The sequence below is a fragment of the Chelativorans multitrophicus genome, assembly GCF_011317445.1.
Lineage (GTDB): Bacteria > Pseudomonadota > Alphaproteobacteria > Rhizobiales > Rhizobiaceae > Chelativorans > Chelativorans multitrophicus.
Map to the genome: position 1 here is coordinate 608,524 of NZ_JAAAPL010000002.1, position 18,838 is coordinate 627,361.

At 59.7% G+C, this 18,838-nt stretch carries 16 protein-coding genes and 1 tRNA gene; 8 read left to right on the forward strand and 9 right to left on the reverse strand.

Annotation, left to right across the window (positions count from 1 at the left end; genetic code table 11):
* Positions 1–8 precede the first annotated feature (8 nt).
* Positions 9–1,037: a tRNA dihydrouridine(20/20a) synthase DusA gene (gene dusA, locus GNP00_RS13655; protein ID WP_011580888.1), complete on the reverse strand. Its 1,029-nt coding sequence runs from the start codon at positions 1,035–1,037 to the stop codon at positions 9–11.
* Between the two features lie 506 nt (positions 1,038–1,543).
* On the opposite strand from dusA, the gene GNP00_RS13660 reads away from it, so the two are divergent.
* The 3 genes from GNP00_RS13660 to GNP00_RS13670 all read left to right on the forward strand — a co-directional run bounded on the left by GNP00_RS13660 (position 1,544) and on the right by GNP00_RS13670 (position 2,419).
* Entirely contained in the window at positions 1,544–1,840 is a 297-nt protein-coding gene (locus GNP00_RS13660; RefSeq protein WP_011580887.1) for a DUF982 domain-containing protein, read from the forward strand.
* A gap of 96 nt (positions 1,841–1,936) precedes the next feature.
* Complete coding sequence (locus GNP00_RS13665; protein ID WP_246259447.1) at positions 1,937–2,269, forward strand: DUF982 domain-containing protein; 333 nt, start codon at positions 1,937–1,939, stop codon at positions 2,267–2,269.
* Positions 2,270–2,343: 74 nt separating this feature from the next.
* Positions 2,344–2,419 (forward strand) — tRNA-Thr (locus GNP00_RS13670).
* 35 nt (positions 2,420–2,454) lie between these two features.
* Here the strand turns inward: GNP00_RS13670 and GNP00_RS13675 are convergent.
* A complete protein-coding gene (locus GNP00_RS13675; protein ID WP_011580885.1) occupies positions 2,455–3,945 on the reverse strand; it encodes a bifunctional ADP-dependent NAD(P)H-hydrate dehydratase/NAD(P)H-hydrate epimerase in 1,491 nt (496 codons plus the stop codon).
* Positions 3,946–4,250: 305 nt separating this feature from the next.
* On the opposite strand from GNP00_RS13675, the gene GNP00_RS13680 reads away from it, so the two are divergent.
* Positions 4,251–4,589 (forward strand): P-II family nitrogen regulator, encoded by a 339-nt coding sequence (locus GNP00_RS13680; RefSeq protein WP_011580884.1) that lies wholly within the window; start codon positions 4,251–4,253, stop codon positions 4,587–4,589.
* Positions 4,590–4,643: 54 nt separating this feature from the next.
* The gene (gene glnA / locus GNP00_RS13685; RefSeq protein ID WP_011580883.1) at positions 4,644–6,053 is read left to right on the forward strand and encodes a type I glutamate--ammonia ligase; all 1,410 of its coding nucleotides are present in this window, start codon (positions 4,644–4,646) and stop codon (positions 6,051–6,053) included.
* Between the two features lie 100 nt (positions 6,054–6,153).
* Here the strand turns inward: glnA and GNP00_RS13690 are convergent, their stop codons facing one another.
* The 4 genes from GNP00_RS13690 to GNP00_RS13705 form a co-directional block, all read right to left on the reverse strand.
* On the reverse strand, positions 6,154–6,753 hold the full coding sequence (locus GNP00_RS13690) for an ABC-type transport auxiliary lipoprotein family protein (RefSeq protein ID WP_246259448.1): 600 nt from the start codon (positions 6,751–6,753) through the stop codon (positions 6,154–6,156).
* A 64-nt stretch (positions 6,754–6,817) separates the two neighbouring features.
* On the reverse strand, positions 6,818–8,194 hold the full coding sequence (locus GNP00_RS13695) for an MlaD family protein (RefSeq protein ID WP_011580881.1): 1,377 nt from the start codon (positions 8,192–8,194) through the stop codon (positions 6,818–6,820).
* A 23-nt stretch (positions 8,195–8,217) separates the two neighbouring features.
* On the reverse strand, positions 8,218–9,054 hold the full coding sequence (locus tag GNP00_RS13700; protein ID WP_011580880.1) for an ABC transporter ATP-binding protein: 837 nt from the start codon (positions 9,052–9,054) through the stop codon (positions 8,218–8,220).
* A gap of 1 nt (position 9,055) precedes the next feature.
* The gene (locus GNP00_RS13705; RefSeq protein ID WP_011580879.1) at positions 9,056–10,243 is read right to left on the reverse strand and encodes an ABC transporter permease; all 1,188 of its coding nucleotides are present in this window, start codon (positions 10,241–10,243) and stop codon (positions 9,056–9,058) included.
* Positions 10,244–10,349: 106 nt separating this feature from the next.
* Between GNP00_RS13705 and dgcA the strand changes: the two genes are divergently transcribed.
* Entirely contained in the window at positions 10,350–11,333 is a 984-nt protein-coding gene (gene dgcA / locus GNP00_RS13710) for an N-acetyl-D-Glu racemase DgcA (RefSeq protein ID WP_011580878.1), read from the forward strand.
* A gap of 105 nt (positions 11,334–11,438) precedes the next feature.
* Here the strand turns inward: dgcA and GNP00_RS13715 are convergent, their stop codons facing one another.
* Positions 11,439–12,260, reverse strand: a complete 822-nt coding sequence (locus tag GNP00_RS13715) for a UDP-2,3-diacylglucosamine diphosphatase (protein WP_011580877.1) — start codon at positions 12,258–12,260, stop codon at positions 11,439–11,441.
* 121 nt (positions 12,261–12,381) lie between these two features.
* On the opposite strand from GNP00_RS13715, the gene GNP00_RS13720 reads away from it, so the two are divergent.
* Both GNP00_RS13720 and GNP00_RS13725 read left to right on the forward strand, forming a co-directional pair.
* Positions 12,382–13,161 carry an SDR family oxidoreductase gene (locus GNP00_RS13720; RefSeq protein WP_011580876.1) on the forward strand — a complete coding sequence of 260 codons (780 nt, stop codon included), beginning with the start codon at positions 12,382–12,384 and terminating at the stop codon, positions 13,159–13,161.
* Positions 13,162–13,409: 248 nt separating this feature from the next.
* On the forward strand, positions 13,410–15,722 hold the full coding sequence (locus tag GNP00_RS13725; RefSeq protein ID WP_011580875.1) for an NADP-dependent malic enzyme: 2,313 nt from the start codon (positions 13,410–13,412) through the stop codon (positions 15,720–15,722).
* Positions 15,723–16,087: 365 nt separating this feature from the next.
* On the opposite strand, the gene gltX is transcribed toward GNP00_RS13725, so the two are convergent.
* Positions 16,088–17,458, reverse strand: a complete 1,371-nt coding sequence (gene gltX / locus GNP00_RS13730) for a glutamate--tRNA ligase (protein WP_011580874.1) — start codon at positions 17,456–17,458, stop codon at positions 16,088–16,090.
* On the reverse strand, positions 17,455–18,699 hold the full coding sequence (locus GNP00_RS13735) for an MFS transporter (RefSeq protein ID WP_011580873.1): 1,245 nt from the start codon (positions 18,697–18,699) through the stop codon (positions 17,455–17,457). Before GNP00_RS13735 ends, gltX begins: the two co-directional genes overlap by 4 nt.
* Positions 18,700–18,838: the final 139 nt, after the last annotated feature.

The following is an 18,838-nucleotide window of genomic DNA, read 5'->3' on the forward strand; positions in this document are numbered from 1 at the left end:
ACAGCGCCTTACGCCGCTTCATGGCGTGCGGCCGGATCGATTTCCGCCAGCGCGCGAAGCAGCACGTCCGGGCCTGCCCTGGGCCGGGTCGCCTCCGTTGAAAGGATTTGCCGGAAACGCCGAGCGCCTGCACGACCATGGAACAGGCCAGTCATATGCCTTGTGACATGGGCAAGGCGCCCTCCCCGCTCAATATGGCGCTGGGCGTAGGCCGCCATCGCTTCCACCACCTCGGCGAAGGAGACGGGCTCATTTTGGCCGCCATAGATGCGGGAATCGACTTCCGCAAGAATGCCCGGCGTATGATAGGCAGCGCGGCCAAGCATCACGCCATCCATATGCGCAAGGTGATTGACCGCTTCGTCAATGGTCTGGATGCCGCCATTGATTCCAACAAACTTGCCCGGATATTTTTTCTTGAGCCGGTAAACCCGGTCATAATCGAGCGGAGGAATCTCGCGGTTTTCACGCGGGCTCAAACCCTGCAGCCATGCTTTCCTGGCGTGCACCCAAAGGGCATCGGCGCCCGCGGCGAAGACCAATTCAGCGATCCGGTCCAGTGCCTCCTCGGGATCCTGATCGTCGACGCCGATGCGGCATTTCACCGTCACCGGCACGTCCACGCACTCTTTCATGGCCGCCACGCAAGCTGAGACCAGTTCAGGCGTTTTCATCAGACATGCGCCGAAGGTTCCTGATTGCACCCGGTCCGACGGACAGCCGACATTGAGATTGATCTCGTCATAGCCGAAGGAGGCGGCAATCCGCGCGGCCTCCCCCAGTTTTCCCGGCTCGCTTCCGCCAAGCTGCAACGCGACAGGATGCTCCGCCGGATCGTAGGCGAGAAGGCGTTCCCTGCTGCCGTGGATGATCGCGTCCGCGACGATCATTTCGGTGTAGAGGAGCGCATCTTTCGAAAGCTGGCGATGGAAGAAACGGCAATGGCGATCCGTCCAGTCCATCATTGGAGCGATGGCCAGAACTCGCCCGTCGTAGTGATGAAGATGTCGATCTACGCCGTTGCTCATGGAACCCATGCTCAGGAGGTCAAATGCATTCGCCGAATGAGGCTTCTACTCCCATATAGGGCCGACTGGAGCAAGCCGCAGCTGCTGCTCGGCACTGTTGGGGAAATTGCCAGATAGGAATTTGTGATCTTTTCTATTGCTTGATGCTCACGCCGTATTCACGCGTGATTAAACGCTGACCGCGTTTTGGCGCAAATCAAAATGAACGGTGTCTACAAATATAAGCACTATCTACTGCAATGCGTAACATTTTAAAACTATTCTGCTCATCCAAGCGCCTACACCCGTCGATGCCATAAGGAAACTGTATATTGGGTAAAGCGACGCTTTGATAATGCATCTGGCTTTGATTTTCTTGAAGAGTAGCGCGATGGCAAATATCAGGCAGACCTTCGAGGAGGCTGTGCGCTCTGCCGGATCCTAACGGAACATGATCAAAATCGATGTTCAACGCGTTGTCAGGGCTGGAGGCGCGCCCTAGATTCGATGCTCTCCCTGCGGAGAAGGAGCGCATTATGTATGCTGCGCAGTTTGCCCTGCCGGTTCGCCTCATCATGAGAACGGGCGAGCCGGTGACCGAGATTTACAGCGCCGAAGAGGCTCTCGACCTGCTGATGGCCTGGCCCACTCAGGAAGGACCCATCTTCAACCGTGCTCTGGAGAGTTGCCTTGCAGCGAGCGCCGAGCCCATGCTGGCTGAAGACGCGCGACGGTATTTCGTCGCTTTCGCCAACGCCTCCGGGTTGATGGCCAGAGATGTCCCTCTCGACAGCCTTTACGAAAATGGTGAGCTAAAGCCGCTTTACCGCTGAGTTGCCTTGCGAGGATGAAGGCTTTAGGAGCGGCGCGGAACAATATCGCCTCTTTGGCGTTTGAAATTGAGTTGGGGTTTCTTGCGAGCAAGTTCCATGCAGATCAGTGCTGTCCGTTCCCACGGCCAGAGAAGCCGGAATGGGCTGGAGAAAAGAGGCGGTGAGCGCCGCGCACCTGCGCTGCAGCATCGGCTGTTCCACAAGCCTGTCGTGATCGAGCGGCGCCGAATCGATCGTGACCGGGTGGTTGTGAACACTAAAATCGCGCTGGATTCACTTCTTCACGAATGGCCGCTACCAGAGTGCTCACAGCGCATGCGGGCGTTGAAGGCCTGCTTGGCTGTTATCCGTGGCGAGCTGCCGCCGGCTGCTGCCCGCCGTGCTTTCGTCGCGGCGGCAAAGGCCGCCAAGATCCTGCGCGAGGAGTAGCTTTCTCATTATAAGCGACGGTCGCGCCAGAAGGCATTTTACTTGCGTGCCGATTATGCTATTCGCCCTTTCATGCCCTTGTAGCTCAGTTGGTAGAGCACCTGATTTGTAATCAGGGGGTCGCGGGTTCGAGTCCTGCCGGGGGCACCACCATCACGCTGATGATGCCTCTTTCCGGGCGCAGATCATAAAAATCTTTTCAGCACCTCTGGCAGCATTTCTGGCAGATCCTCTGCTATCAGCCCGGGCCCAAAGGCCCTCGCCGCTTCCGCATGAAGATATGCGGCTGCGGCTGCCGCCTCGAAAGCCGGCATTCCCTGCGCCAGGAGACCTGTAATCATGCCGGCCAGTACATCGCCGGAACCAGCCGTGGCAAGGTAGGGTGTCGCGTTGGTGTTGATGACGGCATTGCCATCTGGCGCTGCAATGACCGTGTCGGGACCTTTGAGCAGGATAAGCGCCCCGCTGCGCGCCGCTGCCGCCCGCGCTTTGCCGAGCTTTGAAAGCTGCTCGTCGGCCGCAAGATCGGGAAAAAGGCGGCTGAACTCGCCCAGATGCGGCGTCAGCACGAGATTACCCGGGGTTCCCGCGGCCTCAGCGAAAAGCAGTTCCGGTTCTTCGGAAAAGGCGGAAATACCGTCGGCATCCAGAACAAGATGCGCTGGAGCTTCCTCGCTGGAGCGGAGGACGGCTGCGGCGAACACACGCGCTTTTTCACTGACGCCGAAGCCGGGGCCCAGCAGATAGGCTGAAGCCTTCCTGCTGCGTCGAAAGACGTCAAGTTCGTCCACGGCTTCGACGCGCTTCAGCATGATCGAGGTCAGATGCATGGCGTGGACAGCAAGGGCTGTCGCCGGCGACAGCAATGTCACGGCTCCTGCCCCGATCCGCGCTGCTCCTCGCGCAGCAAGCCTCGCGGCGCCCGTGGCCGATGGGCCGCCGGAAAAAACGGCAGCATGGCCTCGCTCATATTTATGCGTTTCGATATGGGGCCGCGGCAGAAGCGCCTTCCAGAACTCCGGGGCGTTTTCGCGACAACGGGGGCGGATCGTTTTCAAGACATCTTCGGGTATGCCGATATCGGCAACCACCACCTCGCCGCACAGCGTGCGGCCCGGGTAAAGGAGGTGTCCAGGCTTCTTGCGGAAGAAGGTGACCGTAACCTGGGCCGGGGCAGCGGTGCCAAGGATCTTTCCGCTTTCCCCGGAAACGCCTGAAGCCAGGTCGATCGCCATCACGGGGGACTTTGCCGCGACTGTCTTTTCCAGCGCTTCGGCGTAAACTCCCTCCACGGGCTTGGCGAGGCCCGCGCCGAACAGCGCATCGACGACCAGCCGGCCCGCTTCCGGTGCGAAATTTCCGAGCGTGCCAACCCGCATGGGCCATTCGGCAGCCGCTCGAGCAGCATCCGTACCGGGACGGGGCTCCGTCTCCCGCCAGATCCGCACATCGAGCCCGCGCTCGTGCAGCAGGCGGGCGACGATATAGCCATCACCGCCATTGTTGCCCGGACCGCAAAGCACGTCGAAACCGGTGCGATCGGCGAACCGTGCCAGAATTTCGGCCGTCACCGCCGCGCCGGCATTGCGCATCAAATCGTAGCTTTCGAGCGGCCCAGCCTCGGCGGCAAATCTATCGGCGCGCCCCATTTCTTCAGGTGACAGAATCTCATGCATGGCATCAACCCGTTGCGGGACGCATACTGGCGCTAATCGGCACCGCCGTAAATAAAGCACCGCGGGCGCCTAATTCTTGGGCATCATGCATGAAAATTAGGCACCTCGCTAAGCTGTTCCCCTGGCGCAGGCGTGCCTGCGGCTGATCATCTTGCGGCCAGATCCCACTTCTATGCGACGGTCGGCCTCCAATGCAAAAGTTTGCCATGCTCACAACCACCGTGAGAGGACTTGGCACGGTTCCTGCATTCGAATGGGCGAAGCGGGGTTCTCCCGTTTTACAAGCAATCGGAGGCCGCCGAACCATGAAGAAGATCGAGGCGATCATCAAACCTTTCAAGCTCGACGAAGTGAAGGAAGCTCTTCAGGAAGTCGGGTTGCAAGGCATCACCGTCACCGAGGCCAAGGGTTTCGGACGTCAAAAGGGGCATACCGAGCTCTATCGCGGGGCGGAGTATGTCGTGGACTTCCTACCCAAGGTGAAGATCGAGGTGGTGCTGATCGACGAAATGGTAGACGCGGCCATCGAGGCCATTCGCAAGGCCGCACAGACGGGGCGCATCGGCGACGGAAAGATCTTTGTCTCCAATGTGGAGGAAGTCATCCGCATCCGCACCGGCGAAACCGGGCCTGATGCGGTCTGAACCGGTCCTTTGGCCGATCGCAAGAGAATTGTCATTTACAGGGGTTGAAAAGGTATGACCACAGCACAGGATATTCTGAAGCAGATCAAGGACAACGACGTTAAGTTCGTTGACCTGCGCTTTACGGATCCGAAGGGCAAACTACAGCATGTGACGATGGACGTCGTCGCCGTAGACGAGGACATGTTCGCCGACGGTGTCATGTTCGACGGCTCATCGATCGGCGGCTGGAAGGCCATCAACGAATCCGACATGGTGCTGATGCCAGATCCTGAGACGGCTCATGTGGATCCCTTCTTCGCCCAGTCCACAATGGTGGTCTACTGCGATATTCTGGACCCGATCTCCGGGGAAGCCTATAACCGTGATCCGCGCGGCATTGCCAAAAAGGCCGAGGCCTATTTGCGCGCAGAAGGCATCGGGGACACCGTCTTCATAGGTCCGGAAGCCGAGTTCTTCGTGTTCGATGACGTGAAGTACAAGGCTGATCCCTACAATACCGGCTTCAAGCTCGACTCCTCGGAGCTGCCGTCCAACGACGATACCGATTACGAGACGGGAAACTTGGGCCATCGGCCGCGTGTTAAGGGCGGGTACTTCCCGGTACCGCCTGTCGACTCTCTGCAGGATATGCGCTCAGAGATGCTCTCTGTGCTGACCGAGATGGGTGTGGTCGTTGAGAAGCACCATCACGAGGTGGCCGCAGCCCAGCATGAGCTTGGCCTCAAGTTCGACACGCTGGTGCGCAACGCCGACAAGATGCAGATCTACAAGTATGTTGTGCACCAGGTTGCAAATGCCTACGGCAAAACGGCCACCTTCATGCCGAAGCCCATCTATGGCGATAACGGCTCGGGCATGCATGTGCACTTGTCGATCTGGAAGGACGGCAAGCCCACCTTCGCCGGCAACGAGTATGCCGGACTTTCCGAGTCCTGCCTCTACTTCATCGGCGGCATTATCAAGCATGCCAAGGCGATCAACGCCTTCACCAACCCGACCACCAACTCCTACAAGCGTCTGGTGCCGGGCTTCGAGGCGCCGGTTCTGCTTGCCTATTCGGCCCGCAACCGCTCGGCCTCCTGCCGTATCCCCTTCGGCACTTCGCCCAAGTCGAAGCGCGTCGAGGTCCGGTTCCCTGACCCGACGGCGAACCCCTATCTCTGCTTCTCGGCCCTGCTGATGGCCGGTCTGGACGGCATTAAGAACAAGATCCATCCGGGCCAGGCCATGGACAAGGATCTTTATGACCTGCCGCCGAAGGAGCTGAAGAAGGTCCCGACTGTCTGCGGCAGCCTGCGCGAAGCGCTGATGAGCCTCGACAAGGATCGCGGCTTCCTCAAAGCCGGCGGCGTCTTCGATGACGACCAGATCGATGCCTATATCGAGCTCAAGATGGCTGAGGTGCTGCGCTTTGACATGACCCCGCATCCGGTCGAATTCGACATGTACTACTCGGTGTAAGCAAACTCGCAGATCATAACGATGAAGCCCCCGGACAACCGGGGGCTTTTTTTAATTCAATCGCCGCGACCGAAGTGCCGTTACGGCACGCCGGGAGCGCCTACATCACGCTACGGGACCAGTCGACGATTTCACGCGTTGCCGCATTGAATGCCTGATTGAGAGCTGCCACGAACGCCACGTCCCCGCTTCCGACAACCGGTGCGCTGGTCGTGAAATCGCGAGACGCACGGACTTGGCCGGTGCGGTCGTCGAGAACACGCACGAAAAGCTGAACTTGGGCCAAACCGTTCCCCACCTGCACCTCGAAGGTGCGGATATCGACGATCACCTGATAATCGATCGCGAGCCCTTCACCGGGCCTTCCGACGCCGGCAAAGCTGCCGGATTTCTGATAGGCTTCCACCAGTCCCGACTGCACCAGCCGGGGCAGCCGGTCCGACCAGCGTGCGCCACCTAGAAGCTGAAGCGCGCCAGTCGATGTGCGGATGGCGATGTCCTCACCATCCAATATTTTCAATGCTTCCGGCTCCGGAACCAGGACCTGAGTGCGCGCGCGCCTGGCGGCAGCGAGCTGAAGCGCCGGCGCCGTAAGATCATAGACGTCTACCGGGGCGGGACCAAAGCCCGGGATAGCGGCGCATCCGCCGAGCATCAGGCTCAGGATCACCAGCCCGCTATAACCCCGCTTCAAACCCAACCGCTTGCTCCCGAAAGACGGATTCGGCCCCGTTCGATCCTTCTTGCGGATGATGCTGAAACTGTCAACGGCGCGCCCGCCCGTCATAGCGCCGGATGGTGCCATCTCCACCGGTAATGATCCGTTGCGGATTCTGCTCCAGGTCGCTGACGGCGCTTTCGATGCGTGAAATGGCACGGCGGGCGTCGCCGACAAGAGCTTCTACATCGCGCAGTCCCTGGCCGGAAAAACGCGTGAGCCCATCGGTAATTGGCCCGAGCCGCGCGTTCAGCGTATCAGCCGTCTGGCGGAAAGCTCGCAAAGTAGAGCTCGCCTCGGCAAAAAGATCCTGCCCTTCGCCAGATCCAAGCATGCCGTCGAGCTTCGCCAGCACACCATCGACACGGACCGAAGCTGCATTGAGCCTGCTTGCGAGCTCCCTGGCATCGGTAATGAACTGATCAATGTCGTCCGTTCTATCGCTGACGGTTTCGGCCACCTCCGCGATTTCGGCAGAAGCCTTGTTGATCGCCTGGCTTGCTTCCTCGAAGTTGCTCAGGGTTTCCGTTAGCTGATCCGGATCAATACCGGCCACGAGCCGGTCAACACGCTGCAGCGTTTCGCCCGCCTGTGTGGAGAAACTCGAAAGAGAGCCGAGCGCGTCATTCACACCGGTGGCGATTGTGTCGAATTGGCCGCTCACATCACCTAGACGTTCGGTGAAAGTCCCGAGATTTTCGACAATCTTCGAGATTTCGTTCCGATCGACCGAATTGATCAGCTCTTCTGCCGAGCTCAGTGTCGATTCGAGCTGGCCAGATACGCCGGAGATGCTTTCCGAAAGTTCGCCCACATTCGCCAGGAAGTTATCGATGCCTTCGGAATTACGCGCCAGGGCATTCGAGAATGCTTCAACATTGCGAACTGTCTGCGTCAGCGGCCCGCGAGCATCGGAGACGAAATTCTCGAGCTCACCTACCACGGAGTCCGCGCGCGACATCAGGCTCTGCGCGCTTTGCAGCAGATTGCTGACGGCTGAAGGGTTGGCCGTCATCACCGCGATCGTGCCTTGCTCTTCCGCAAGCGTGATCAGCTTAGGCTCCTGCGGATTACCTCCCGTAAGATCGATATTGGCTTGTCCGGTGGTCAGGCTCGCCAGCCCGACATCGGCCTTTGTCGATGGGGTAATCGGCGCAGTGCGGTCAACACGCGCATCGGCGATGGCGATCCCCGGATTGTTTCCGTCGAGATAGACCCGCTCCACGGTGCCGACCCGCACCCCGTTGAAGAGAACCGCGCTTCCCGTTACAAGGCCGGCCGCCGAACCAGGGATTCGAAACCGGATCGGAGCGGTATTGCTGTTGTTGCCCACGCCTGCTGTCCAGTAGACGAAGCCGAACGCCGCCAGGATTGCGACGATCGTGAATATTCCCACGATGACGTAATTTGCTTTTGTTTCCATTATTTAAGCATCTTTATTCATCTTCAGCGGACGACCTGCCGGGCGCGCTTACCCCGGAAATAGGATTTCACCCAGGGTTCTTCGCTCCTCATCATGTCCTCCACGGTGCCTTCCACGAGCACCCGCTTGTTGCCCAGCACCGCGATCCTGTCACATACGGTGAGGAGACTATCGAGATCATGGGTCACCATGTAGACGGTTAGTCCCATCGTATCGCGCATTTTCGCGACGAGCTCGTCAAATTCGGCAGCTCCTATCGGATCCAGGCCAGAGGTCGGCTCGTCAAGAAAGACGATGTCCGGATCGAGAGCAAGCGCGCGGGCGAGCGCGGCGCGCTTTATCATACCGCCCGAAAGCTCCGAGGGAAACTTATTGGCGGCGTCGCGCTGGAGCCCCACAAGCTCCAGCTTGAGCAATGCAAGCTCATCCATGAGCCTGCGCGGCAGGTCGAGATATTCCCGCATGGGCACCTGAATGTTCTCAAGCACCGTCAAGGCGGAGAACAGCGCACCATGCTGGAACAGCACGCCCTGGCGCATGTCGATCAGCAAACGCTCGGCGTCCGTGAGTTCGGCAAGATCCTGGCCATACATGCGGATCGTGCCGCCCTGCTTCGGAATCAGCCCCAGGATCGTCCTCAAAAGCACGGATTTGCCTGCACCCGAAGCGCCGACAAAACCAAGGATTTCGCCGCGATAGACGTCCAGCGACAGTTGATCGAGCACTGTCGTGCGCCCGAAGCGTACCGTCACATCGCGGGCCTGCAGCACCACGTCGGAACCATGCACGGCTTGATTCGAATTGCCTTCTCCTTGCAAAGGAGTTTGATGGGCTTCGCCTTCGTGAGTTACCCCTGCCATTTTAGAAGTCGATCGCTGCGTAGAACATGGCGAAAAGGCCATCGATAACGATGACGAGGAAAATCGTTTTCACGACGGAGGCGGTCACATGCTTGCCAAGCGATTCCGCGCTGCCGCCCACCTTCATGCCTTCCACTGAAGCGATGATGCCGATGATGAGGGCCATGAAGGGGGCCTTGATCAAGCCGGCGAAGATGCTCGTCAGGTCGATCGCATCGTGGAGGCGCTGGATGAAGGTGGCGGGCATAATGTCGGAATAGAGCCAAGCCACCAGAATGGCGCCGCCGAGGGCGGAGAAATTGGCGACGATCGTGAGGCAGGGTACCGCCACTACGAGCGCGACGAGGCGAGGAAAGACCAGCACTCCGACCGGGTTAAGCCCGATAACGGTCAGTGCGTCCACCTCCTCGCGCATCTTCATGGATCCGATCTCGGCGGTGATGGCGCTGCCCGAACGGCCGGCGATCATGATTGCCGTGAGCAGCACGCCGAGTTCGCGCAGAATCAGGATTCCGACGAGGTCCACAACGTAAATTTCAGCGCCGAACCACCGCAGCTGGAAGGCGCCCTGCTGCGCGATAATCGCGCCCACGACCGCCGACATCAGCACGATGATGGGAATCGAGCCAACGCCCATGCGGTCGATCTGGTTGGCGATGGCCGCGGGATTTACGGCATGGCCGCGCCCGAGCTTCATCTGTGCGCCGCTGATCGTGGCTCCCAGAATGTGCATCCCGTAGAGCACATCATCCTTGATGTCGTAGATGGTGCGGCCCATGGCTGCCAGGATGTTGACGATCAGATTGCCCCGCCGCCCATCCTTCGGCACGTCCGGCTCTTGCGCGGTAGGCTCGATCGCCGCAAGCAGGATGGAGGCAGCCTCCGACTGGCCGCTTATCTCGACCTGCGCTCCATTCTCCTTCTGGGCAGCGGCGAGTCGCGACACCAACCATGCGCCGGCAGTGTCGAGATGCCCAACATCTCCGAGATCGATGATGAAATGCGTCAGACCCTTGCGAGCGCGCAGCCTGCGCATGGGATCATCGACGAGGCTCACGGTGCGCGTGGTCCAATTGCCTGACAGCCGGCAGACAAGCGCGCCGTTTTCCTCGCGCAATTCCAGGTCCGGCGCGGTTGGATCGCGCTCCTGGGCAGTTCCGTTTCTCCGGGTCATAATGCTGAAGACCATGGGGAGAATCCTTAAAGCGGAGGAACCAAGAAGAAAACGTCTTTACCCATGAAAGCAATGTATAGAATGAAATGAACCGCCCCTCCCTCGACCGTGTGAGGTTTTCATGTCACGCTCTATCGCTCTTGAGATCGAAAGCTTCCCGATTTCCGGTGTGTTCAGGATCTCCCGCGGCGCCAAAACCGAGGCGCAGGTGATCACCTGCATCATTTCCGACGAATCGGCCACAGGTCGAGGCGAGTGTGTTCCTTATGCGCGTTACGGCGAATCGCTGGAGAGCGTTGCGTCGCAAATCGAGGAACTGCGCGAAGACATCGCCAACGGTATCGATCGGCATACGCTGCGGAAGCGGATGCCTGCGGGAGCGGCGCGAAACGCAATCGACTGCGCGCTTTGGGATTTGGAAGCGAAACGGATGGGCCGGCGCGTGGCTCAGGCCGTCTGCGCTGCGCCCCCTCAGCCGCTTGTGACAGCTCAGACGATTTCACTGGGCACGCCGGAAGAAATGGCGGCCCAGGCGCGCCAGCATGCTTCCCGCCCTCTTCTGAAGATCAAGGTCGGAAGCGATGATGATGCGGCACGTATTCGCGCGGTGGCTTCTGCGGCCCCCCAAAGCCGCCTCATCATCGATGCCAATGAAGGTTGGAGCGAAGCCAATGTGGAAGAGAACCTATGGATCGCCGCTCAAAACCGCGTTGCTCTGGTGGAACAGCCGCTTCCTGCGGAGAAGGATGGCTTCCTGCGTGAGATCGCACATCCTGTTCCAATCTGCGCGGACGAGAGCCTGCATACAACCGCCGATCTGGACCGGCTTCGCGACCTCTATGATGCGGTCAACATCAAGCTAGACAAGACAGGCGGGCTATCGGAGGCTCTTCTCCTGCGCGATCGTGCAAAAGAGCTCGGTTTCTCCATAATGGTGGGCTGCATGGTGGGCACATCGCTCGCCATGGCGCCGGCCGTGTTGCTTGCGCAGGGGGCGGAATATGTCGATCTCGACGGACCGCTTCTGCTCGCACGCGACCGTGTGCCGGGCCTTGACTATGATGGCGCGGTCGTCTCACCACCAGAGGCGGAACTGTGGGGTTAAGCATCGGCCCGAGAACCGGCGTCGATTTCGGAAAGCACGATGCGTAGATCCAAAGTTTACAACGTCATTTGTGCTTCCTGAAGGACGCGCGGCGCTGTTAGGGGATCAGGCCGCCTCGGGCATCTCTTCCTCGACCGGTGCGCGGGGACGATGGCTGACGGAGGGTTCTTTCGCAGTCTCGATCTTTGCCCAGGTGAGGATCTCGAAATTTCCGTCGTGGTCTTCCGCAAGGGCCGTGCAGCTTTCCACCCAGTCGCCTGCATTCATATATTGAACGCCCCTCACCTCCTCGATCGCGGCATGATGAATGTGCCCGCAGATCACCCCGTCCACCTCGGAGCGCAGGGCCTCCTGCGCGAGCACTTCCTGGAAGGAGCTGATGAACTTCACCGCCTTCTTCACCTTCACCTTGGCCCAGGATGAGAAGGACCAATAGGGCTGGCCGGTAGCGCGGCGGAACGCGGCCACTGCCCGGTTCACCACTATGGCTGCGTCATAGGCCCTGTCGCCCAGATAGGCGAGCCAGCGTACATTGTGGACGACGGCGTCGAACTGGTCACCGTGAATGACGAGGAAGCGCCGCCCGTCCGCTCCTTCATGGATGACCCGGTCTGCTACAACGATGCCGCCGAAATGAACCCCCTGGAACGGACGCAGGAATTCGTCGTGATTTCCTGCGATGTAGAAAATCTTCGTTCCTTTGCGCGCTTTGCGAAGCAGTTTCTGCACCACGTCGTTATGATCTTGCGGCCAGTGCCATGAACGTTTGAGCCGCCATCCGTCGACGATGTCTCCGACAAGGTAGATCGTTTCCGCATCGTGATGGCGCAGGAAGTCGATCAGGAATTTTGCCTTGGCCGGTTTGGAACCCAGATGGATATCCGACAGGAAGAGTGTCCGGTATGTGCGTTGCTTGGTCGGGAGCATGGGCAAGTTCTGCTATGGCCTTTGCGCTCCCTATGCCCCGATTCATGTCACAGGGATGTGACGGTTGCCATGCCGGATTCGCGGGAGTAGACGATCAGGGAAAGCGAAAAGGGATGAGCTGATGGATTTGGGTATCGCCGGGAAGAACGCTATCGTATGCGCATCAAGCCGGGGGCTCGGCCGCGGTTGCGCCATGGCTCTGGCGGAAGCAGGCTGCAATCTGGTCGTCAACGGCCGCGACCCACAGAAGCTGCAGGAGACGGCGGAGGAAATTCGGGATCGGTTCGGCGTTTCGGTGACTGCGGTTGCGGCGGATGTCTCGACTCACGAGGGCCAGAAGGCGCTGCTCTCCGCATGTCCTGCGCCGGACATTCTCGTCAACAACAATGCCGGTCCGCCGCTCAAGGATTTTAGGGCGCTCACGCGGGAGGAACTCCTCAAAGGCGTGACGCAGAACATGGTTACCCCGCTGGAGCTGATCCAAGCCACCGTGACGGGAATGACCGAGCGGGGCTTCGGGCGCATCGTCAACATCACCTCGCTTTCGGTTTACATGCCGATTGCCGGCCTTGATCTCTCCTCCGGCGCGCGGGCTGGCCTTACCGCCTTTCTTGCTGGCGTTGCGCGCAACGTGGCGGGAAAAGGGGTGACGATCAACAATCTTCTGCCGGGAAAATTCGGAACCGACCGACTCCACAGCAATATCAAGAATGCTGCCGAAAAAGCCGGCCGCTCATTTGAGGAACAGGCAGAAAAGCAGGCTTCGGAGGTGCCCGCCGGCCGCTTCGGCACGCCGGAGGAGTTCGGGCAGGTCTGTGCCTTTTTGTGTTCCGTCCATGCTGGCTATCTGACCGGCCAGAATATCCGGCTCGATGGCGGCCTCTTCCCCAGCGCATTCTGATCAAACAAGCTGGCGCGTTCGCGGCCAATCACTGTTTCGGAGAGACATTTGAAACGCTTGCGTTTTAGGAATAAGGGCGCGAAAAAGCCGGCAGTTCTTCACGGGCGGGACAGTTCGGGACGTTTCGACGGCGGGTGACGAATGCGGCTAGGCGTGAGCGGCTTGGGGGAGCAGCACCAGCATTTTGTCGCGCTGATTTGAATTTCACCATATCCGACAATGAGGAAGGGGCGCAGCCGAAAAGGGCCATGGTTGTAAAGAAAACACGTTCGGACTTGGATGAGGCTGCTCTTTTTTTTCATCGTTATCCCGTGCCGGGAAAGCTGGAAATTCAGCCGACGAAGCCCCTTGGCAACCAGCGTGACCTCGCGCTCGCCTACTCTCCGGGCGTGGCTGCGCCGTGCCTTGCGATTCACGAAGATCCGGCAACCGCCGCCGATTATACCTCGCGGGCAAATCTGGTGGGTGTGGTATCCAATGGCACGGCCGTGCTTGGCCTTGGTGATATCGGACCGCTCGCCTCAAAGCCCGTGATGGAGGGCAAGGCAGTCCTCTTCAAAAAGTTCGCCGGCATCAATGTATTCGATATCGAGATCGATGCGCCGGATGTGGACCGCATGGTGGAGACCATCTCGGCACTGGAGCCCACCTTCGGCGGGATCAATCTGGAGGACATCAAGGCGCCCGAATGCTTTGAGGTGGAAGAGCGCCTCAAGGAGCGCATGAAAATCCCGGTTTTCCATGATGACCAGCACGGCACCGCGATCATCGTTGCGGCTGCGGTGCTCAACGGGCTGGAACTTGCCGGAAAGGATATCGCCTCCGTCAAAATCGTCACTTCCGGCGCGGGCGCAGCGGCGCTAGCTTGCCTCAACCTGCTCGTCTCGCTCGGCGTGAAGACGGAAAATATCTGGATCACGGACCGGCATGGTGTCGCCTATCGCGGGCGCGTTGAGGAAATGGACCGGTGGAAGGAACCCTATCTCAAGGACACTGAGGCGCGCGAGCTTGCGGATGTCATCGATGGCGCGGATGTGTTCCTCGGCCTTTCGGCAGGCGGCGTGCTGAAGCCCGAGATGCTGAAGGGCATGGCGGAGCGGCCGCTCATCCTGGCGCTCGCCAATCCCAATCCGGAGATCATGCCGGACGTTGCGCGCAAGGCGCGCGCGGATGCGATGATTTGCACAGGGCGGTCGGATTTCCCGAACCAGGTCAACAACGTCCTTTGCTTCCCTTATATTTTCCGGGGCGCACTCGATGTCGGCGCCACGGCGATCAATGAAGAGATGAAGCTTGCCGCAGTGCGCGCCATCGCCGCGCTCGCCCGCGAGGAGCCTTCGGATGTGGCCGCCCGCGCCTATTCAACCGAGACACCAGTCTTCGGGCCGGATTTTCTCATCCCCTCGCCTTTCGACCCGCGGCTGATCCTCAGGATCGCCCCGGCGGTGGCGAAGGCGGCCATGGAGTCGGGCGTGGCGACCCGCCCGATTGAGGAAATGGATGCCTATCTGGACCGGCTGAACCGGTTCGTCTTCCGCTCCGGGCTTGTCATGAAGCCTGTCTTCTCGACGGCTAAGCAGATCGGACGAAAGCGCGTCATCTACGCGGACGGCGAGGATGAGCGGGTGTTGCGTGCGGCCCAGGTGGTGCTGGAAGAGGGACTTGCGCAGCCGATCCTTATCGGCCGCCCGCATGTCGTGGAAATGCGTCTGAAGAGATACGGCCTCAGGATCAAGCCTGGCGTCGATTTCGAGATTATCAATCCGGAAGACGACCCGCGTTACCGAGACTATGTAGATCTCCTCATCCGGATTGCGGGTCGGCGCGGCGTGACCACGGAGGTGGCGCGCACACTCGTGCGGACCAACGCCACCGTTATCGCTGCGCTGGCCATCATGCGCGATGAGGCGGACGCGATGATCTGCGGCCTTGAAGGCCGTTTCGAACGGCATCTTCGATATGTAGAGGCGATCATCGGCCGGCGCGAGGGCGTACAGGACCTTTCCGCGCTGTCGATGCTCATTACACAGCAAGGCGTGGTGTTTCTTACCGATACCTATGTGACGCTCGACCCCTCTGCGGCGGAGATCGCGGAAATGACGGTTCTTGCCGCGGAGGAGATCCGCCGCTTCGGCATAGACCCCAAGGCGGCGCTTCTCTCGCATTCAGATTTCGGCTCGCGCGACTCAGCAAGCGCGATGAAAATGCGAGAGGCCGTCGGCATCTTGCACCGCATCGCGCCGGATCTCATCGCCGATGGCGAAATGCACGGAGACGCCGCACTTTCAGAGGAGCTGCGGCAGCGCGTCTATCCGCATGCGCTGCTGAAGGGGGAGGCAAACCTGCTTGTGTTCCCCAACCTGGATGCCGCCAACATCACGCTTACGACGCTAAAGGTCATGACGGATGCGCTCCATGTAGGGCCGATCCTGCTCGGCATGGCCCGGCCGGCTCATATCCTCACACCTTCCGTCACCTCGCGCGGCATCGTTAATATGACGGCGCTTTCCGCGGTGGAGGCTCTACAGAGCCAGAACAGACAACTGAATCTGCCAGGCTAACACACGATTAATAACGGCCTGATACACTTCCGTTTATCATCTGCGGTCCCTGGAATGAGCCGCAGATGATCTGTCGGCGGGGTGTGTTATGCGTCTTTCAGAAAAGCGGCTTCGCGTCCAATTGCTTATCGTGGGAACAATGCTCTTTGTCGACGTCACCGGCGCGATGGGCCAGCCTGCGGGCTATGTGGTGATCGCCGGTGCCGGCCAGAAGAGTGCCGATCAGGAGAAAACCTCCTCCATTCAACCGCCTGGCGATTCTTCCTCCTTCCAGGAGATCCCGGATGCGAGCGCTGTTCCTGTGGAACAGCGGATTTTTTCCAGGGACTCTTCCGCTCGGCCCATGACGGAAGCGGAGAAGAATGTCAGGGTTGTCGGGCCAAAGTTCTTTCCCGACCCAGAAGAGGCAATAAATCTGCGAGCTCCGGCCCGGACTCGCGCCCGGTGAGTGCGAGGCGCAAGGGCCTGAAAAGTGCTTTGCCCTTGCGTCCTGTTTTCTCTTTCACCTTTTCCGTCCAACTGCGCCACGTCTCGCGGTCCCATGGCTCTGGTGGGAGTAGGTCGAAAGCCTCATTCACGAAATTGCGGTCGTCCTCGGTGAACTCCGTCGGTTCCGGGCCCTTCATGACGATATGCCACCATTCGGCTGCCTCGGAGAGCTTATCGATATTGCCGCGCACCGCATTCCAGAACGGCTCGGCTATCGATCCTTCGACCCCCATTGCCGCCAGGCGCGGAGCGGCTGCTTCGAAGGGCATTGCCTGAATGAGGGATCGGCTCAGAGCCTCCAGCTCCGCCGGATCGAATTTTGCTGAGGATTTGGAGCTGGATGCCGGTTCGAAATGGGCCGCAAGCTCTTCCATGTCGCGATAGGCTGTCACGGCCTCCGACGTGCCGATAAGCACCGCGAGCGATGCAACGGCCATCGGTTCTATACCGGCCTTCCTCAGGCTTGCAATCGAGAGAGCGCCAGTGCGCTTGGAAAGCCCCTCGCCGGTGACGGTGGTCAACAGGTTATGATGACCGAAGCACGGCGCCTTCGCGCCCAAAGCCTCAAAAAGCGCGATCTGTGCGCCGGTGTTGGTCACGTGGTCGTCACCGCGGATCACGTGGGTGATACCGAGATCGATATCGTCCACCACCGACGGCAACGTGTAGAGAAATGTCCCGTCCTCCCTGACGAGGACCGGATCCGACATCGAGGCCAGATCGACCGTCTGCGGGCCACGGATGACATCATCCCAATGGATCTCGGTGCGCCCGGTCGAAAAAGGATCGCTGTCGAAATTGGGGAGAAGGAAGCGCCAATGCGGCTTCCTGCCTTCCGCCTCATAGGCCGCCTTCTGCTCTTCGGTGAGCTTCAACGCCTCACGGCCATAGATCGGCGGCAGCCGGCGCGAGAGCCTGATCTTGCGGCGAAGCTCCAGCTCCTCCGCCGTCTCATAGCAGGGGTAAAGACGCCCCGCTTCCTTCAGCTTTTCCACCGCCTGATTGTAGAGACCAAACCGTTCGGACTGGCGAACCGTCAGGTCCGGCTTGATGCCTAGCCATGCGAGATCGATCTCTATCTGATCGGCGTATTCCCTGCGTGAGCGCTCGACATCGGTGTCGTCGAAGCGCAGCACGAAGCTTCCCCCTGCCCTTCTGGCGAACAGCCAGTTGAAGAGCGCCGTGCGTGCGTTGCCGATATGGATCTGCCCCGTCGGTGACGGCGCGAAGCGAACTGTTACAGTCATGGCGCGGAGGTAGCCGACGCCTCGACCATTTGCAAGGATCGCATCTGGAGCCGCCGCGAGACAATGAGCATAAGGAGCGCGGCCCCCAGGCAGTAAAGCCCCATCGTCGCGATCTGCAGCGGATAGGATATGCCTATGTCGATAAGATATCCCGTCAGACCCGGCGCAGCGCCCGTTGCAAAAACGAGAATGGCGACGATCAGTGCCCGAACGGCTCCGAGGTGGCGGACTCCATAGATTTCAGGCCAGAGGGCGCCGAGAAGCGTGGATGAGAAACCATTCGACATGCCGAGCAGCCCCATGAAGACGAACACGCTCCATTGAGCATCGAAAGTCGCGAGCACAAAGCATGCTATGGCCAACGGCAGGAGGAAGGCGGGCAGCATCGCCACGGCCGAGAAGCGGTCGATGAGTTGGCCGGAGATCAATGCAAATACCACTGTCATGCTTGCCGACACGGTGAAAGCCGAGGCAAAAATTTCCAGCGTCCAGCCCCTCAAGTCCACAAGATAGACCTGGTGGAACGCGATGGTGGTGCCAATAAAGCCCGGCGCCATGACGCCCAAAAGCAACAGGTAGAACAGGGGATCGCGAACCACCTCGGCGCGTGTCCAGTAACGTCCGGTCGTAACTCGCGCCGGCGGATCGCTGGCCCTCGGTGTGCGCTCCACCGCCATTAGGGAAGATATGACAGGCAGTGCGATTAGCAGAAGGAAACCGGCCGAGATAAACCAGCCGTTACGCCAGCCGACAAGGGCGGTAAGCGTCACGAATATCAATGGAAGAATCGCCTCCCCGCCATTCAGGCCAAGCGTAGTGATGGAAACAGCACGCCCGCGCTGGGCGGAAAACCACCGCCCCATTGCCGTGAATGCGTTCTGCGTCATCATCCCCTGCCCGAACAGCCGCAGGAGATAGATCGTCAGGCAAAGCAGAGCCACAGAGTGAGACAACGCCATGGAGATACATGCAAGCGCTAGCATCGGGACGATGATCAGCGTCACGGTCTTTGGCGAATAGCGGTCGACGATTTGCCCGAACTTGGTCAGCGTGAATGCGCTGGCGAGGGTGGCCAGCATGTAGATCATGCCGAAGGCGCCGTGAGAGAGACCGTATTCTTGCCTGATGTGGCCAGCGGAAATGGAGATAAAGAATGTCTGGCCGAAAGAGGAAAAGAAGGTGAGCAAAAAGCCGCCGGCGAGCCAGCGGGCGTTTTCACGAAGAAAATGGAAAAAGGACATCAGCTTCTGCTTGGAGAACCGGACTGCTTGGCCCAGCCGTATACGGGCAAGACCCGCGGGAATTAAGGCAGTTGCTGCGGAGACGCAAGCCATCGCCAACCACTGTTACACAGAGTTTCCTGCACTGGCGCAACGCTGC

What these genes read in the sequence shown, in the direction of transcription:
- GNP00_RS13675 (WP_011580885.1), bottom strand. Translation starts at nt 3,945, where the DNA reads ATGCATGAGATTCTGTCACCTGAAGAAATGGGGCGCGCCGATAGATTT.
- GNP00_RS13700 (WP_011580880.1), bottom strand. Translation starts at nt 9,054, where the DNA reads ATGGCAGGGGTAACTCACGAAGGCGAAGCCCATCAAACTCCTTTGCAA.
- GNP00_RS13725 (WP_011580875.1), top strand. Translation starts at nt 13,410, where the DNA reads ATGGTTGTAAAGAAAACACGTTCGGACTTGGATGAGGCTGCTCTTTTT.
- GNP00_RS13665 (WP_246259447.1), top strand. Translation starts at nt 1,937, where the DNA reads ATGCAGATCAGTGCTGTCCGTTCCCACGGCCAGAGAAGCCGGAATGGG.
- GNP00_RS13705 (WP_011580879.1), bottom strand. Translation starts at nt 10,243, where the DNA reads ATGGTCTTCAGCATTATGACCCGGAGAAACGGAACTGCCCAGGAGCGC.
- GNP00_RS13735 (WP_011580873.1), bottom strand. Translation starts at nt 18,699, where the DNA reads ATGTCCTTTTTCCATTTTCTTCGTGAAAACGCCCGCTGGCTCGCCGGC.
- GNP00_RS13680 (WP_011580884.1), top strand. Translation starts at nt 4,251, where the DNA reads ATGAAGAAGATCGAGGCGATCATCAAACCTTTCAAGCTCGACGAAGTG.
- GNP00_RS13715 (WP_011580877.1), bottom strand. Translation starts at nt 12,260, where the DNA reads ATGCTCCCGACCAAGCAACGCACATACCGGACACTCTTCCTGTCGGAT.
- glnA (WP_011580883.1), top strand. Translation starts at nt 4,644, where the DNA reads ATGACCACAGCACAGGATATTCTGAAGCAGATCAAGGACAACGACGTT.
- dgcA (WP_011580878.1), top strand. Translation starts at nt 10,350, where the DNA reads ATGTCACGCTCTATCGCTCTTGAGATCGAAAGCTTCCCGATTTCCGGT.
- GNP00_RS13695 (WP_011580881.1), bottom strand. Translation starts at nt 8,194, where the DNA reads ATGGAAACAAAAGCAAATTACGTCATCGTGGGAATATTCACGATCGTC.
- GNP00_RS13720 (WP_011580876.1), top strand. Translation starts at nt 12,382, where the DNA reads ATGGATTTGGGTATCGCCGGGAAGAACGCTATCGTATGCGCATCAAGC.
- dusA (WP_011580888.1), bottom strand. Translation starts at nt 1,037, where the DNA reads ATGGGTTCCATGAGCAACGGCGTAGATCGACATCTTCATCACTACGAC.
- GNP00_RS13660 (WP_011580887.1), top strand. Translation starts at nt 1,544, where the DNA reads ATGTATGCTGCGCAGTTTGCCCTGCCGGTTCGCCTCATCATGAGAACG.
- gltX (WP_011580874.1), bottom strand. Translation starts at nt 17,458, where the DNA reads ATGACTGTAACAGTTCGCTTCGCGCCGTCACCGACGGGGCAGATCCAT.